Source organism: Acetivibrio cellulolyticus CD2 (assembly GCF_000179595.2).
In the GTDB taxonomy this organism is placed as follows: domain Bacteria; phylum Bacillota; class Clostridia; order Acetivibrionales; family Acetivibrionaceae; genus Acetivibrio; species Acetivibrio cellulolyticus.
Window position 1 is genome coordinate 378,339 of the sequence record NZ_JH556657.1, and the last position, 14,861, is coordinate 393,199.

The window sequence follows — 14,861 nt, forward strand, 5'->3', positions numbered from 1 at the left end:
AGAAAGCCTTGAGTTTTTTTATGATAGAATTTATGAACTTTGGGGTTTATTCTCAGTTACAAAGGTTTCAATACCTGAAGTATCATAAGCGATAGTGGATGCAAGAGTAGTGTTAATTTCCTGGCAAATAGGTTCTGTAATATCTACAAGGTGGTTAAAGAAGTTTTCCAGGTAAATAACGAAATCTTGTTTGAACCGTGTAAACTGAGAGTTATGAGGGACGTCTGGAAGGCCACAGAATTCACGGGCTTCATGGCATAAATTAAGAAAAATAATGAGTAGCGAAACTGTAGGAATGCCAAGAATTTTCTGCAGAACTAATGCTGAAAGCATTGAAGAGAGTGAATATTTACGGTCTCTCCCTAGAGTTTTGTGGTAAGACCAATAAAAATCCTGTGGTATAAGCGAAGATAAATCAAGATGTTGTGAGAGTAGCTTAAGAAATTTTGGCTTATTATTTTGAAAAACATCTTTACATTCTTCGAATGTGTCAGCAAAAGAAACTTGTTTATAAAGTTTTACCATTTGTTTTCCCCTTCTCTTGTTTAAAATTGGATTAGATACCTATATTTTACTAGAAGCAGAGGGGGAAAACAATAAAAATATCAATTTGAAATGCAGTAAATTCAAGCGTTATAGCATTTCGCAAATAACTAAAAATAAATATTCTAGGGGGATAAGCATGTTAAAGAAAAAGTTAGCAACTCTTTTGACAGCCTGCGTAATAACGGCTGTTAGTATCATTGGAAGTTTTACAACAATTGCAGATGTGTCTGCCGGTAATTTGATCAACGATGATTTTGAAACAGGTATAAGCGGTTGGGGACCAAGAGGTGATGAAACCGTAGAACTCAGCACAGAGCAAGCTCACTCAGGGACAAGCAGCGTAAAGATAAGTAATCGTACTCAAACTTGGAATGGTGCAATTGCTGATAAATCAGAGACTCTGACATTAGGTGAGACTTACACATTGTCAGTTTATCTAAAATATGTAGGCGATTCATATGCCAGTAGTCAAAGATTTAGTTTACAGCTGCAATATAACAATGGGGCAGATGTATATAAAAATATTAAAACAATTGCTGTAAATAAGGGAACATGGACTTTGCTTGAGGGACAGCTTACAGTACCCCTTGATGCAAAAGACGTAAAAATCTATGTAGAAACAGAGTGGAAATCATCTCCAAGCACTCAGGATTTGTTGGATTTTTACATTGATGACTTTGTAGCAATGCCTGCAACTTTACCTGAAATTGAGAAAGACATTGCAAGCTTGAAAGATGTATTTTCAGGTTACTTTAAAGTGGGTGGTGCAGCAGCAGCAGGTGAAATTGCGCCAAAGCCTGGTAAAGAACTTTTCCTAAAACATTATAATAGTATAACCTTTGGAAATGAATTAAAACCTGATTCTGTACTTGACTATAACGCTACTATAGCTTATTTGGAAGCAAATCCAGGTGATCAGGTCAATCCTCAGGTCAGTCTAAGAGCAGCAAAAACGCTGCTTGATTTTGCCAGAGACAATAACATTCCAGTAAGAGGTCATGTTCTGGTATGGCATGCACAAACTCCAGACTGGTTCTTTAGGGAAAATTATTCACAAGATGAATCTGCTCCATGGGTATCAAAAGAAATTATGCTTCAAAGACTGGAAAACTATATAAAAAATGTAATGGAACTTATTAAAAAAGAGTATCCGACTGTTAATTTTTATGCGTGGGATGTTGTAAATGAGGCTGTTGATCCTAATACTTCAACTGGTATGAGAAATCCTGGTTCAAACAACAAGACATCAGGTAACTCCTTATGGATGAAGACAGTTGGAGAAGATTTCATAGTTAAAGCTTTTGAATATGCAAGAAAATATGCTCCGGCGGATTGCAAACTTTTCTACAATGATTATAACGAATATGAAGATAAGAAAATGGGCTATATTGTAAATATATTGACAAACCTCAAAGCTAAAGGTTTGGTAGACGGTATGGGTATGCAGTCACACTGGATTATGGAATATCCAAGTATAAGTATGGTTGAAAATGCTGTTAGAAAATATAATTCCTTGGGACTGGAAGTTCAACTTACTGAGATAGATATTAAAAATACTGACAATAGTGCGTCAGGCTTGGAAAGACAGGCTGAACGCTATCAACAGTTTATTACTAAAATTGCTGCTTTAAAGAAGGAAGGTTTAAATATAACTGCATTGGTATTTTGGGGTGTAACAGATGCAACAAGCTGGCTTGGTGGTTATCCGTTATTATTTAATGGAGAATATAAAGCAAAACCTGCTTTTTACTCTATTGTTAAAAACATTACTCCAATCGCAACTTCTACAGTAACTCCTACAGCGACGCCTAAAATTACTCCTACTCCTTCTTCTATAGTAATTGGGGATGTAGATGGAAATAAAGCGGTTAACTCAATAGATTTCGGATGGGTAAGAAAATATTTACTTGGTTTGAGTAATTCTTTCCCAGCAGGTAATGATGGACTTATAGCTGCTGATGTGAATGGAGATGGCAGCATAAACTCATTAGATTATGGCTGGATGAGAAGTAAGTTGCTTGGTATGATTGAGAAATTTCCTGCAGAGGAATAATAGATATTTCTTAGTTTAAAAATTCTATTTAATTTCCCCAGATAATATTATTATATGTAGAGTATTATCTGGGGAGATTTTTATAAAATGGATATAAAATTGAGTGCAAACCTGGTGTTAGGCGGTGGTGGAATAAAGGGTATTGCATATGTTGGACTTCTTGAAGTTGCTGAAAAAAGAGGGATAAGTTTTAGAAATATTTCGGGTGTTTCAGCAGGTGCTATTGTAGGTGCTTGCATCGGAGCAGGTTATTGTTCTGAGGAGCTGAAGAAAGAGCTTTATGAGTTCGATTTCGGTAAATTCGATGTGGAGCAGATAGTTAAGAAGGTACCGGCAGTTGAAAGTTATATGGAGTTTTGCACGAAAACGCGGTTTGAAGATAAAAGTATATATAAATTCCTGAACTTGAAATATGATATGCTGTCAAGGGAAGCTGACATGGATTTTGAAGCTGATTATAATAATTGTAGAGGAAACTTCCTAAAAAACATAATTAAGTACAGTAAACAAGGATGTCTCTATGATGGAGACCTCTTGGAAGAATGGGTATATAAATTACTGGCAAGAAAGGGAATCAGAACTTTTGCCGATTTAAGATGCGGTGTTGCAGACGCCGTAAATCCGATGGGATATAAGGTGAGAATGACAGCAGTTGATGCTAAACGCAGTAAGGTTATTGTATTGCCGGATGATATGGCGTATTATGGTATAAATCCTGATAGCCTTGAAGTGGCTAAGGCTGTAAGAATGAGTTCAAGTGTCCCGTTTGCCTTTAAGCCAGTAGAGATTAGTGCCAAGATCGGAAATGAGACGAAAAAGCATTACATAATTGATGGAGGGGTATTGGACAATTTGCCGATGTGGACCATTGGTTCGTGTTATAGAAGACCGATAATCGGATGCAGACTAAGTGGCGGAAGTCATAAAAACAAGCTATTTAGCCCGTTTGATATCCTTAAAGGTTTCATGATTGCAACGCACGATACTGGAATTCAAAAATTCAACTGCAGGAATTGTTTTTTTATTTCAGTTGACACTTCCAAAGTTTCTTTTTTGGACTTTGATCTAGATAATGACGAGAAGGATTATTTGTACAATTCAGGGAAAAAGGCTGCTGTTCATGTGTTCAACAAGTTCATCCATATGAAGAATATGGAGAGACTGAGTATATTGGGCAGAATAAGATATTTGCTAACAGCTAGGTTCTATTGACAAAATAAAACGTATAGTTCATGGGAAACTGTCTCTTGAAATTTTGCTTTATTTTTTATTAGTTTTGTTATATTATTATAAGAAGCAGTGCGTTTTTTGAGAATAATTAAAATATTTAATTTATGCATTTATTTGGATATAGTTTTTATATAGTTAATGCGATTTAAGATTTTTACTGAATTAGGAGGAAGTAAAATGCACTATGAAAGTACGCGTGGGGGATTAAAATCTCTAGAATCTGCCGAAGCAATTAAGAGAGGTTTAGCACCTGATGGGGGATTGTTTGTACCTGATGCCCGTGTTGAGATGACCTTGGATGATATAAATAAATTGGTTGAAATGAGTTATCAGGATAGAGCTGTATATATACTGAAAAAATATTTAACAGATTATTCTGATCAGGAAATAACAGATTGTGTTTATAACGCATATACAACTGAAAAGTTTGGGGACGATAGAATAGCTCCGGTTTACAGGCTGAATGAAAATGTGCATGTTCTTGAATTATGGCATGGCCCAACTTGTGCATTTAAGGATATGGCACTTCAAATCCTGCCTCATTTTCTTGTTAAGGCAGTCAGAAAAACAGGCGAAACCAGTGAGATTGTGATACTTGTTGCTACATCTGGGGATACTGGAAAGGCTGCATTGGAAGGTTTTAAAGATGTTGGCGGGACTGAAATAATTGTTTTCTTCCCTAATAAGGGTGTTAGTGAAGTACAAAAGTATCAAATGGTTACTCAAGAGGGTAACAATGTGCATTCAATAGCTGTTGAAGGTAATTTTGATGATGCCCAAAATGGTGTTAAGGAGATATTTACTGATTCCGGTTTGGCAGAAAAACTTGAATCGGCAAATTATAAATTTTCTTCGGCTAATTCCATCAACTGGGGAAGACTTGTTCCTCAGATAGTCTATTATTTTTCTGCTTATGCAGATTTGGTGAAAAACGGAGAAATACAACTTGGAGAAAAGATTAATTTTGTTGTACCAACAGGTAATTTTGGGAATATTTTAGCAGCTTACTATGCTATGGAAATGGGGCTTCCGGTAAATAAGCTTATATGTGCCTCAAATGACAATAATGTTTTGACTGATTTTATAGAAACAGGAGTATATGATAGAAATAGAGACTTTAAGAAGACTATATCTCCATCTATGGATATACTGATTTCCAGTAATCTTGAAAGGCTGCTTTATGAAGTAACCGACCGAAATACATGGCTGATTAATGAGTGGATGGAAAAATTAAAATTTGATGGAAAGTATTCTGTTGACCCTGTGACTAAGAAGAAAATTTCAGGGGTTTTCTGGGCTGGATATTCTAATGAAAATGAAACTATGAAAACTATAGAAGCTATTTTCAAGGAATACAAGTATGTAATAGATACTCATACTGCTGTTGCGGTTGATGTTTATGATAAGTATGTAATTTCTACAGGAGATATTACAAAGACAGTTATTGTTTCAACAGCGAGTCCATTCAAATTTAATGAGAGTGTAGTGAAGTCTATTTTCGGAAATGACTCTGTGAAAGGTAAGAGTGAATTTCAACTATTGGATGTTTTGGCGGACAAGTGTGGACTGAGTATACCTGTAGGCTTAAAGGATTTAGACAAAAAACCTGTAAAACATAATGCAATATGTGAGAAATCTGATATGAAGAATATCGTAAAGGGAATTCTGAACGTTTAATTGAACATTTATAATATATTATAGGGGCGAACAGTAAAACTGAAACAAATTGACGGGCTTGTGCTTAGGTAAATTGGGATTTCATTTTACTGTTCGTTAACTCTTAACAGCTAATGTACTGTCTATTATTTTATTCATCTGTTTGAACTCTAATATTTTTAAAACAAAGTGTTACTAAAAAATTACTGCTCGCCATTCAGCCTGGCTAAAGTTATGTTTTAAGTATTCTAAATATAGTACTTTCACTTTTTGTATGTAAATAATTTAGAAAAAATGTTATTGTATTGAAAGTAGAGGTGTAGAGGGATGGAGAAAACTAAGATTTTGGTAGTTGATGATGCGTTCTTTATGCGAAAGCTTCTTGGTAATACTTTAATGGAAATTGGCTATAAAAACATCGAATTTGCTGAAGATGGGTTTGACGCTGTAAAAAAAGCAGAAGAAATTCAGCCTGAAGTTGTAACTCTTGATGTATCAATGCCTGGAATGGACGGCATTGAAACGATTGGCAAGATATTAGAAGTTAGTTCTAAGAGCAAGATAATAATGGTGTCTGCAGTTAAATCAGATCAGATTATTAACAAGGCAATAAATAAAGGGGCAGTAGATTACATACCCAAACCCTTTAATAGGCATGAAGTTGAGAGTAGCTTAAAAAGAATAAAATTGTAGAAAAACAAAAGGACGGTTCTTTTTTGCTTCGGTCAGCCGAAGGGAGAAAGAACCGTCCTTATAAAATTTATTGAAAGTACGATGGACGTTGATTTTCATGTTCACCATGAGGTGTTTCAACAATTGGAACTGGAACATCTACATAACGTATTTCCCTTTTTGATACAGCTTCAAGAATGTCAAATACCATTTTCACATCACCAAATTCAATATCAGGAGTAACAGATATCTGCTCGGTTCCGTTTAAGGCATTGTAGAAATTCAAAAGTTCATTGTAGTAGCCACGTTCGGGGGTAAATCCTATCTGTTCGGATTTCCCATCATGGTATGAAACATTTATGATGCCGCAGGTCTTATCTTCCAGGTATATTTCACCCTTGGTTCCAAAGATCCTTAAGCCTACAGGGGGCTTTTGGGTTTCTATTCCGGAAGGGTAATAGGTATATTGGCCAATTACACCATTTTTAAACAGGATATTGGTATTTACTGATACATAAGGATTAAAATCTTCCTTTTGGGGTTTGCCAAACGCCTGTACACATTCAACTGCACCAAATATATGTCTTAAGCCCGCAAAATCATGAAGTGCAGAATCTAAGAATGCGCCGCCGAAATATTTTGGGTGTTGCCGCCATTCTGTTGCAGCATAAGTATTATTAATCATTTCACAGGGGAAGCAGGCTATATTGTTTCTGATGAAATATATTGGATCACCGATTTTTCCACTGTTTACGATATCTCGTATTTTATTGTTTTCATCATTGTACCTATAATTTTCTGCGATCATTATTTTTATATTGTATTTATTTGATAACGTAAGATATTTCTTTGCATCCTCCATATTAGATGCCATCGGCTTCTCACAAATAAAGTTTTTACCTGCTTTTGCAACAGCTTCTGATACAGTATAGTTTAATTCAATTGGTACAAGAATATCTACGGCGTCAAGATCGTTTCTTAACAGCATTTCATTATAGTCATCATAGACATTGCCAAGATCAAGATTTATCTTGCTTGCAAAGGCTTCTGCATCCTTACGGGTTCTATTACATAATGCAACAATTTTGTATTTGTCTCCAAGCTCCTGTAAAGCTGGGTAGTGAAGACGCTCTAGCGCCATACCTGTTCCGATTATACCTAAACGAATTGTATTCATGTATTTCCTCCAGCTATTGAACTTTATCTACAGTAAGCCCTGCTTGAGTTACAAAGTCCTGAATATTTTTTTCACTATATCTAGCTTCATCATAATCAACCGTTACTGTACTTGCCTGCATATCAACTCTTACTGCATTTATTCCGTCATGAGAAGCTATTGACTGCTTAATTGCGGGAATTGCGCTGCTATCGTCTAAGTCTGAAACAATAAATTTGTTAGCTTTCATTGAAAACTCCTCCTTTGTGATTTTTAAATCCGAAGTAATATTTCAGCTATGCTTTATTTTTGGTAAATAAAGCATAAAGTGTAAATCTAGCGGAAGATATTATTTCATTGTTTCTAGTATTCCGTGTTAAAACATTATTATTCGAAATATCAGTACTTTTTTAGATTGCCAGTAACAAGTATGCTGAAATAAATTTACTTGTTATAAATAAGAAAAAAATACCGATATATACACTAGTGATATGTCTGTCAATTTGCAAATTATATTATGGTAAATATAGAAGTAACATATAAGAGAAGTACTGGGTTTACAATTTTGAGATTATTTCAGAAAATGCAAGGGAGGCTGTAGTGTGAGAAAAAATAATGTTAAAATACAATCTGAATACAAAATAATTGTTGTCGATGACGACAATGGTATCCTGGATTCTCTTTCGGTAATTATTAAGCGATTGGGATATGAGTATATTGGAATAAATAATCCTCTGGATGCTATTGAAAGTATCAGAAATGAACACTATGACCTTCTTGTGCTAGATTTTCTTATGGATCCCATACAGGGAGACGCAGTTGTAGAGAGAATAAGGGAGTTTGATACTGACCTATACATATTGCTTTTAACGGGTTATAAAGATGTAGCCCCTCCTTTAGAGACAATAAAGTCACTTGAAATACAAGCATATTGTGAGAAGATGGACAACTTTGATCAGTTGATTTTGCTTATTGAATCAGCCATAAAGTCAATTTCACAAAAAAGGACAATAAAGAAATTTAGAGATGGTTTAAAAAGAATACTGGATTCTGTACCTAAGATATATCAATTGCAATCAATAGGTTCTATAATTGGGGATATCTTATTGGAGATTATGCCCTTTGTTCAAAGTGAGAATGCTTTTATACTTATAGATGATCTTATTGGGCTATATAGTAATAAAAAGAGCTTCTTTAAAGGTGTTGGTAAATATGATACAAGTCTTGAAGAGCTTTTGGGAACACTGGATCATAAAGCTATGGAAGCAATCGGAAGCGCTAAAATATTGGGACGGTCGGTAAAGCTAGATAAAGGAGTAATTCTTCCACTTATCAGTAAGAGTGCGCTTTTGAAGACTGAAGGCGTGATTTATCTTGAATCTGAACAGTATGATGATGAGATAGAGCTTCTGGAGCTTTATGCCACTCAGGCAGCTACCTCTATTAATAACGTATTCCTACACTCTATGGTTAATATTAAGAATGATGAACTGGATAGAACGTATTCCGAGTTGAAGAAAAGGTATATGGATGCAGTGCAGGTATTACGTCTTGCTGTTGATGCAAAGGATGAGTATACTAGAGGTCACTCTGATAGAGTAGCATTTTATGCAGTGAAAATCGGAGAAGCTTTTAATCTCCCGACTGAAGATATAAATAAGCTAAATGCTGGAGGAATATTCCATGACATTGGTAAAATCGGTACGGCTGATGATATTTTACTCAAAACCGACAAGCTTGATGACAGGGAATATAAAGAAATAAAGAAACATCCTACAAAGGGGGCCAATATACTTTCCGCGGTGTCAATGTTTAGGGATGTAGTGCCTCTTGTAATGTACCACCATGAAAGATTAGATGGTCGAGGATACCCGGAGGGGATCAAAGGTGACGATATTCCATTTCTGGCCAGGATAATTTCGGTTGCTGATGCATTTGATGCTATGACTTCAGATCGAAAATACAGATCAAAACTACATCTGGAAGAAGCAAAAAAACAACTTGCGTCAAATGCAGGTACACAGTTTGACTCTGAAGTAGTTGAAAAGTTTCTAATTATACTAGAGGATTTTGATTTGCTCCAGGGTGAAATCGAGAGCAAAGCACATGAAAAACAAATTATTAAAAACTTTGAATAGACGCTGTAGTTTAATTTAATTTGGATTCTAAAGGGATAACCTTAAATGGGCATCCCTTTAAAAATGCGTAAAAAAGCAAAAAACTATTGAATAAACAGTTGATCTATGTTAATATTACACAGTAGAAACACATCTGTACACGGAAGGTGGACACGGAGGAAAGAATGAATAACGTTACCAAGTATTATCTGGTTAATGCTTCGATACTGCCAGAAGTTTTTATTAAGGTTATTGAGGTGAAAAAAATACTTTCCAGCGGCACAATAAAGAATGTTAATGATGCTGTAAAGGAAGTGGGTATCAGCCGCAGTGCATTCTACAAATATAGGGATTATGTGTTCCCGTTTTATGAAACATCAAGAGGAAGGGTTATGACACTCTTTTTCGTAGTAGAGGATTTTTCAGGTATATTGTCAAGTATCATAAACAGAATTGCAGAATCGAAGGCCAATATCCTGACTATTAATCAGAACATTCCTATAAATGGGTTGGCTGATGTAACTATTTCAATAGAGACTGATAGTATGATAAGCGATATAAATGTGCTGATGGATGAAATAAGCAGGATTGATGGTGTCAGAAGACATGAAATCCTTGCAAGAGAGTAGAGGAGGCTTACTTTATGATTAATGTTGCTGTTATAGGTTATGGTGTTGTTGGTTCCGGTGTTGTTGAGATAATCAAGAAGAATAGTGCCAGCATATCCAAAAAGGCAGGTAAGGAAATAAAAGTTAAGAAGGTTTTGGACATTAGAGATTTTGATGATACTTGTCCTGATAAGGAACTTCTTACAAAAAATGCACAAGATGTTTTTGATGATGAATCAATTAGTATTGTTATAGAGACCATTGGCGGAGCAAAAATTGCATATGAATATACCAAAAGGGCTCTAGAAGCTGGAAAACACGTAGTGACTTCAAATAAGGAACTGGTTGCATCTCATGGACCGGAGCTCTTAAAGCTTGCAAAGAAAAATAATATTAACTACCTTTTTGAAGCGAGTGTTGGAGGCGGGATCCCTATAATTAGGCCATTGAACCGTTGTCTAGCTGCAAACGAGATTTACAGCATTATTGGGATTTTGAACGGGACGACAAATTATATCTTAAGCCAAATGAAAAGAGAAGGAAAGGACTTTGAGGTTGCGCTCAAAGAGGCGCAGAAAAATGGATATGCCGAGGCTGATCCAACTGCTGATATACAGGGACATGATGCCTGCAGAAAAATTGCTATTTTGTCATCTATAGCCTACAATGAGTTTGTGGATTATAGGGATATTTATACAGAGGGTATAACAAAATTGACGCTTAATGACATGAAATATGCAGAAAGTTTAAATTCATCCATAAAGCTTATCGCCATAAGTGAGAAAATCGGGGATAAGATTGTTGCACGAGTCAGCCCCGCCATAGTTGGTAAAGATAGTCCACTTTGCAACGTAGAAGATGTTTTTAACGCCATTGTGGTAAAAGGCGATGCTATTGGAGAAGCTATGTTTTATGGACGTGGTGCGGGAAAACTTCCTACAGCAAGTGCTGTGGTAGCTGATATTATTGAGATAGTCAAGCATTGGGGAAGTTGTGGAGGTTATGACTGGAATGTTAGTGAAAGCTCAAATATGATGGATATTATGGAGTCAAAGGCAAAATATTTGGTCAGGCTGAAAGTTGAGAGTGAAGGCGAAGCGAGTGAACTTGTGAACTCATTGTATGATCAAGTAGAATGGCTTAAGCCTTTGAAAGTTAATGATAAAAATGAGGTGGCTTTTGTAACTGACAGTTTTTCAGAAAAAGAACATTTCGAAAAGTTTGAAGCACTTAGGAAATCAAAAGCTATAAGGGAAGTTGTAAACACCATAAGAATGCTGGAAGAATAAAATACATTAGGTAAACTTTAAATTAAATCTTGGAGGTTGTATTATGAAAGTTGCAAAATTTGGAGGAACATCTCTTGCAAATGCAGAGCAGATTAAGAAAGTATGTGATATTGTAATTTCAGATTCTGAAAGACGTTTGGTAGTTGTATCGGCTCCAGGCAAACGTTTTAAGGAAGACATAAAGGTAACAGATCTTCTGATAGCACTTGCTGAAAAGTGTATTAAAGAAGGAAGCGCAGAAGCAGAACTAAATGCTGTTATTGAAAGATATGCAGAAATTGCAAAAGAGCTTAACCTGTCGGATGATATTGTAAAGGTTATTTCAGATGATTTACGTAGACGTGTAAGTTTAGACAGAAGCAATCAGGGAATGTTTATGGATACTCTTAAGGCTGCTGGCGAAGATAATAGTGCTAAGGTTGTAGCTGCTTATCTTAAGAGCATGGGAATTGAAGCTGAATATATTGACCCGAAGGATGCAGGGCTATTATTGAGTGATGAATTTGGAAATGCGCGCGTGCTTCCTGAGTCCTATGAAAATCTCAAAAGCCTTAGAGATAGATCAGGTATAATGATATTTCCAGGTTTCTTCGGATATTCAAAAAATGGCGATGTAGTAACTTTCCCACGTGGTGGATCAGATATAACAGGATCAATTTTGGCTGCAGCTATAAAAGCTGATTTGTATGAGAATTTTACTGATGTTGATTCAGTATTTGCAGCAAACCCTGGTATTGTGGATAATCCGAAACCAATACCTGTATTTACATACAGAGAAATGAGAGAACTTTCATACGCAGGTTTTTCAGTGCTGCATGAGGAAACTCTTGAGCCTGTATATAGAATGGGAATTCCTGTTTGCATAAAAAATACCAACAATCCATCAGCACCAGGAACACTGATAGCACCAACACGTGAGCTAAAAGATAACCATGTAGTGGGAATAGCTAGCGGTAAAGGATTTTGTACTATCTATGTAAGTAAGTATATGATGAACAGAGAAGTTGGATTTGGAAGAAAGATTCTTAATATACTTGAAAATGAAGGATTGTCCTACGAACATACACCTTCAGGAATTGATAATATTTCAATTATTGTTGAGGAAAAACAGCTGGATAAAGTTAATGACGAACGATTAATTAATCGCATTAAAGATGAACTCAATGTTGATGATGTAACAATTGAGCGTGGTTCGGCTTTGGTTATGATCGTCGGTGAAGGAATGATGAGGACTGTAGGTATTGCAGCGAGGGCAACAAATGCACTTGCTAAAGCAGGTGTAAATATAGAGATGATCAACCAGGGATCTTCAGAGGTTAGCATGATGTTTGGTGTGAAGGCAGTTGACAATGTTAACGCTGTTAAGGCTTTATATAATGAGTTTTTCAATTAATTTATGAATTGGTAACGAATAGCATTCCTAAAGCATTCTTTTAAGTAAAATATAAAAAGTAGTGCTTTTTAACTGGGTAGTTAAGAAGCACTATTTTTGTGATATTTTTTTATTTATTGACTAAAGTATGTTATAATTCTTCTGTTAACTACACTATAATTAATTGAGGCGTGTTTTATTTCCTTATAACGCGCTAGTTTGCGTAGGATGTAAGTAAACCTCAACTTGCAGAAATAATCAAAAATATATATAATGAATTTAATGGGAAAAGTGATATAATTTAAATATAGACGAAAAAATGATTGTTTATAGGAATTTTTGTAGTTTGACTTCTGCACACTTCGAATTTTACAGTTTATGTGAAATTAAAGATTTGAAATAATTGTATAGTATGAGAAGGGGGACATTTAAAATGAGCCTATACCTGCTGCTGGATGTTTTTATTGCCTTTATACTTGATATATTTATTGGAGATCCACAATGGATGCCTCATCCGGTAAAATTTATCAAATGGCTGATAAAAACAGTAGAAACGGGCTTCAGAAAATTTTCTGATTCGTTTTCTAATAAGAAAATTAAGGCACTAGGGGACGATTTTGTTCATAGTGGTGTAATGAGCAATAGAAATGAAAAAATGGCAGGTATATATTTTACAATTATTATGGTTGTAATGGTTACTGTAATTGTATCTGGGGTGACTCTGGTTGCTTATTTGATTAATCCTATTGCATATCATGTTGTAAACATATATTTTATGTACTCTGCATTTGCAGCAAGGTCACTTGCAGCTGAAAGCATTAAAGTGCTTGATGCTCTCAAGGATAGGGATGTGTTTAAGGCCGGAAATATTCTTGCGATGATTGTAGGTAGAAAAATAGAACATCTGGATGAGCAGGATATAATTAGAGGCACAGTTGAAACAACAGCAGAGAATACATCTGAAAAAGTTATTTCACCTATTTTTTATTCGGTAATTGGCTCTATATTTGGAGTGGGAGCGCCATTGGTTTATCTATACAAAACAATTAATATTCTGAATTCAATGGAAGGTTACAAGACTGATAAACACAAGCGTTTTGGATGGGCTTGTGCAAAGATGAATGTTTTGGCAAATTATTTCCCGGCGAGAATTACCGGGATATTATTTGTTGTAGGTGCTTTTGTTACCGGTAAGGACCCATCCGGCAGTTTTGCAATAATGAAAAGGGATAAAAGAAAGCATCATAATCCGAATTCGGGTTATCCTGAGGCAGCAGTTGCAGGTGCGCTTGGAATAAGGTTGGGTGGTTCAGGGTTGTATTTTGGAGATATAGTAGATAAACCGATTATAGGAGATAGCACAAGAACAGCTGAGTTAAGAGATATATCAAATACAATCAACATGATGTATGCTGCTGCAATTTTGGGTTTGGTTGGTTTTAGTTTAGTATTTTTACTGGTTTTTGCTATTTTGCAGATTATCTAAGAATGAAAAGGAGTTATTATTAATGGGACGGTTAGTTGTTGTAACCGGAGGTGCAAGGAGCGGCAAAAGTACCTTTGCAGAAATGCTTGCAAAAGATTGTAAATGTGATGTGGTATATATAGCTACTTCTATACCTTTCGATGATGAAATGAAGGCACGAATAAAAAAGCATATTGAACAAAGACCAAAGAACTGGAAGACAGTGGAGGCTTATAAGGATATAGACAAGCATTTGGCAAAGGAGAAAAGTGACAGCGTAGTTTTTTTACTTGACTGTATAACGATAATGATAACGAATATTATGCTCGAAGCTTCTATAGATTGGGATGGAGCTTCAGATAATGAAATAGATTATGTTGAAGATTCGGTAAAGGTACAAATTGAAAAGGTTTTAAAAGCCGTTAAGGAAAAGGATGCAATTTTTATTCTGGTTACAAATGAGATTGGAATGGGAATTGTACCTGAGAATAAACTATCAAGGATATTTCGCGACATCGCAGGGAGAATTAACCAAATTCTTGCATCAGCTGCTGATGAAGTATATCTATGTGTATCGGGCATTCCTGTGAAAATCAAATAGTAAAAAAGAATATTGTACACTGTAGGCAAAGAATAAGCGCATCGTTTAGGCAATAACGGCAGATTTATCCATGCGTTCAATTGACTAGTTAGAAAA

The 14,861-nt window shown here is 35.5% G+C and carries 13 protein-coding genes; 10 read left to right on the plus strand and 3 right to left on the minus strand.

The genetic code is table 11. The annotated features are described in order from the left end of the window. Nucleotides 1-30: 30 nt before the first annotated feature. The gene (locus tag ACECE_RS0213655; RefSeq protein ID WP_010248129.1) at nt 31-525 is read right to left on the minus strand and encodes an ISNCY family transposase; all 495 of its coding nucleotides are present in this window, start codon (nt 523-525) and stop codon (nt 31-33) included. A 157-nt stretch (nt 526-682) separates the two neighbouring features. Between ACECE_RS0213655 and ACECE_RS0213660 the strand changes: the two genes are divergently transcribed. The 4 genes from ACECE_RS0213660 to ACECE_RS0213675 all read left to right on the plus strand — a co-directional run bounded on the left by ACECE_RS0213660 (nt 683) and on the right by ACECE_RS0213675 (nt 6,178). Continuing rightward, nucleotides 683-2,599 (plus strand): endo-1,4-beta-xylanase, encoded by a 1,917-nt coding sequence (locus ACECE_RS0213660; protein ID WP_010248132.1) that lies wholly within the window; start codon nt 683-685, stop codon nt 2,597-2,599. Between the two features lie 87 nt (nt 2,600-2,686). Then, nucleotides 2,687-3,811, plus strand: a complete 1,125-nt coding sequence (locus ACECE_RS0213665) for a patatin-like phospholipase family protein (protein ID WP_010248136.1) — start codon at nt 2,687-2,689, stop codon at nt 3,809-3,811. A gap of 195 nt (nt 3,812-4,006) precedes the next feature. Continuing rightward, nucleotides 4,007-5,506: a threonine synthase gene (gene thrC / locus ACECE_RS0213670; RefSeq protein WP_010248140.1), complete on the plus strand. Its 1,500-nt coding sequence runs from the start codon at nt 4,007-4,009 to the stop codon at nt 5,504-5,506. 306 nt (nt 5,507-5,812) lie between these two features. Beyond that, entirely contained in the window at nt 5,813-6,178 is a 366-nt protein-coding gene (locus ACECE_RS0213675) for a response regulator (RefSeq protein WP_010248143.1), read from the plus strand. A gap of 67 nt (nt 6,179-6,245) precedes the next feature. On the opposite strand, the gene ACECE_RS0213680 is transcribed toward ACECE_RS0213675, so the two are convergent. Together ACECE_RS0213680 and ACECE_RS0213685 are read right to left on the minus strand one after the other, a co-directional pair. Then, entirely contained in the window at nt 6,246-7,334 is a 1,089-nt protein-coding gene (locus ACECE_RS0213680) for a Gfo/Idh/MocA family protein (RefSeq protein WP_010248146.1), read from the minus strand. A 13-nt stretch (nt 7,335-7,347) separates the two neighbouring features. Continuing rightward, on the minus strand, nt 7,348-7,563 hold the full coding sequence (locus ACECE_RS0213685; RefSeq protein ID WP_010248149.1) for a heavy-metal-associated domain-containing protein: 216 nt from the start codon (nt 7,561-7,563) through the stop codon (nt 7,348-7,350). Between the two features lie 352 nt (nt 7,564-7,915). Here ACECE_RS0213685 and ACECE_RS27540 point away from each other — a divergent pair, with 352 nt between their 5' ends. The 6 genes from ACECE_RS27540 (at nt 7,916) to cobU (ending at nt 14,765) form a co-directional block, all read left to right on the plus strand. Continuing rightward, nucleotides 7,916-9,451 carry an HD domain-containing phosphohydrolase gene (locus tag ACECE_RS27540; RefSeq protein ID WP_010248152.1) on the plus strand — a complete coding sequence of 512 codons (1,536 nt, stop codon included), beginning with the start codon at nt 7,916-7,918 and terminating at the stop codon, nt 9,449-9,451. A 164-nt stretch (nt 9,452-9,615) separates the two neighbouring features. Then, on the plus strand, nt 9,616-10,059 hold the full coding sequence (locus ACECE_RS0213695) for an ACT domain-containing protein (RefSeq protein WP_010248155.1): 444 nt from the start codon (nt 9,616-9,618) through the stop codon (nt 10,057-10,059). 14 nt (nt 10,060-10,073) lie between these two features. After that, nucleotides 10,074-11,327 carry a homoserine dehydrogenase gene (locus tag ACECE_RS0213700; RefSeq protein WP_010248158.1) on the plus strand — a complete coding sequence of 418 codons (1,254 nt, stop codon included), beginning with the start codon at nt 10,074-10,076 and terminating at the stop codon, nt 11,325-11,327. A 43-nt stretch (nt 11,328-11,370) separates the two neighbouring features. Then, the gene (locus ACECE_RS0213705) at nt 11,371-12,720 is read left to right on the plus strand and encodes an aspartate kinase (protein ID WP_010248161.1); all 1,350 of its coding nucleotides are present in this window, start codon (nt 11,371-11,373) and stop codon (nt 12,718-12,720) included. A 412-nt stretch (nt 12,721-13,132) separates the two neighbouring features. Next, complete coding sequence (cbiB, locus tag ACECE_RS0213710; RefSeq protein WP_010248163.1) at nt 13,133-14,185, plus strand: adenosylcobinamide-phosphate synthase CbiB; 1,053 nt, start codon at nt 13,133-13,135, stop codon at nt 14,183-14,185. Nucleotides 14,186-14,207: 22 nt separating this feature from the next. Next, nucleotides 14,208-14,765 (plus strand): bifunctional adenosylcobinamide kinase/adenosylcobinamide-phosphate guanylyltransferase, encoded by a 558-nt coding sequence (cobU, locus tag ACECE_RS0213715; protein WP_010248166.1) that lies wholly within the window; start codon nt 14,208-14,210, stop codon nt 14,763-14,765. The last annotated feature ends 96 nt before the right edge of the window (nt 14,766-14,861 follow it).

Bases quoted from the DNA above. Each gene is read 5' to 3' on its own strand.
- ACECE_RS0213655 (WP_010248129.1), bottom strand. From the start codon at position 525: ATGGTAAAACTTTATAAACAAGTTTCTTTTGCTGACACATTCGAAGAA.
- ACECE_RS0213660 (WP_010248132.1), top strand. From the start codon at position 683: ATGTTAAAGAAAAAGTTAGCAACTCTTTTGACAGCCTGCGTAATAACG.
- ACECE_RS0213665 (WP_010248136.1), top strand. From the start codon at position 2,687: ATGGATATAAAATTGAGTGCAAACCTGGTGTTAGGCGGTGGTGGAATA.
- thrC (WP_010248140.1), top strand. From the start codon at position 4,007: ATGCACTATGAAAGTACGCGTGGGGGATTAAAATCTCTAGAATCTGCC.
- ACECE_RS0213675 (WP_010248143.1), top strand. From the start codon at position 5,813: ATGGAGAAAACTAAGATTTTGGTAGTTGATGATGCGTTCTTTATGCGA.
- ACECE_RS0213680 (WP_010248146.1), bottom strand. From the start codon at position 7,334: ATGAATACAATTCGTTTAGGTATAATCGGAACAGGTATGGCGCTAGAG.
- ACECE_RS0213685 (WP_010248149.1), bottom strand. From the start codon at position 7,563: ATGAAAGCTAACAAATTTATTGTTTCAGACTTAGACGATAGCAGCGCA.
- ACECE_RS0213695 (WP_010248155.1), top strand. From the start codon at position 9,616: ATGAATAACGTTACCAAGTATTATCTGGTTAATGCTTCGATACTGCCA.
- ACECE_RS0213700 (WP_010248158.1), top strand. From the start codon at position 10,074: ATGATTAATGTTGCTGTTATAGGTTATGGTGTTGTTGGTTCCGGTGTT.
- ACECE_RS0213705 (WP_010248161.1), top strand. From the start codon at position 11,371: ATGAAAGTTGCAAAATTTGGAGGAACATCTCTTGCAAATGCAGAGCAG.
- cbiB (WP_010248163.1), top strand. From the start codon at position 13,133: ATGAGCCTATACCTGCTGCTGGATGTTTTTATTGCCTTTATACTTGAT.
- cobU (WP_010248166.1), top strand. From the start codon at position 14,208: ATGGGACGGTTAGTTGTTGTAACCGGAGGTGCAAGGAGCGGCAAAAGT.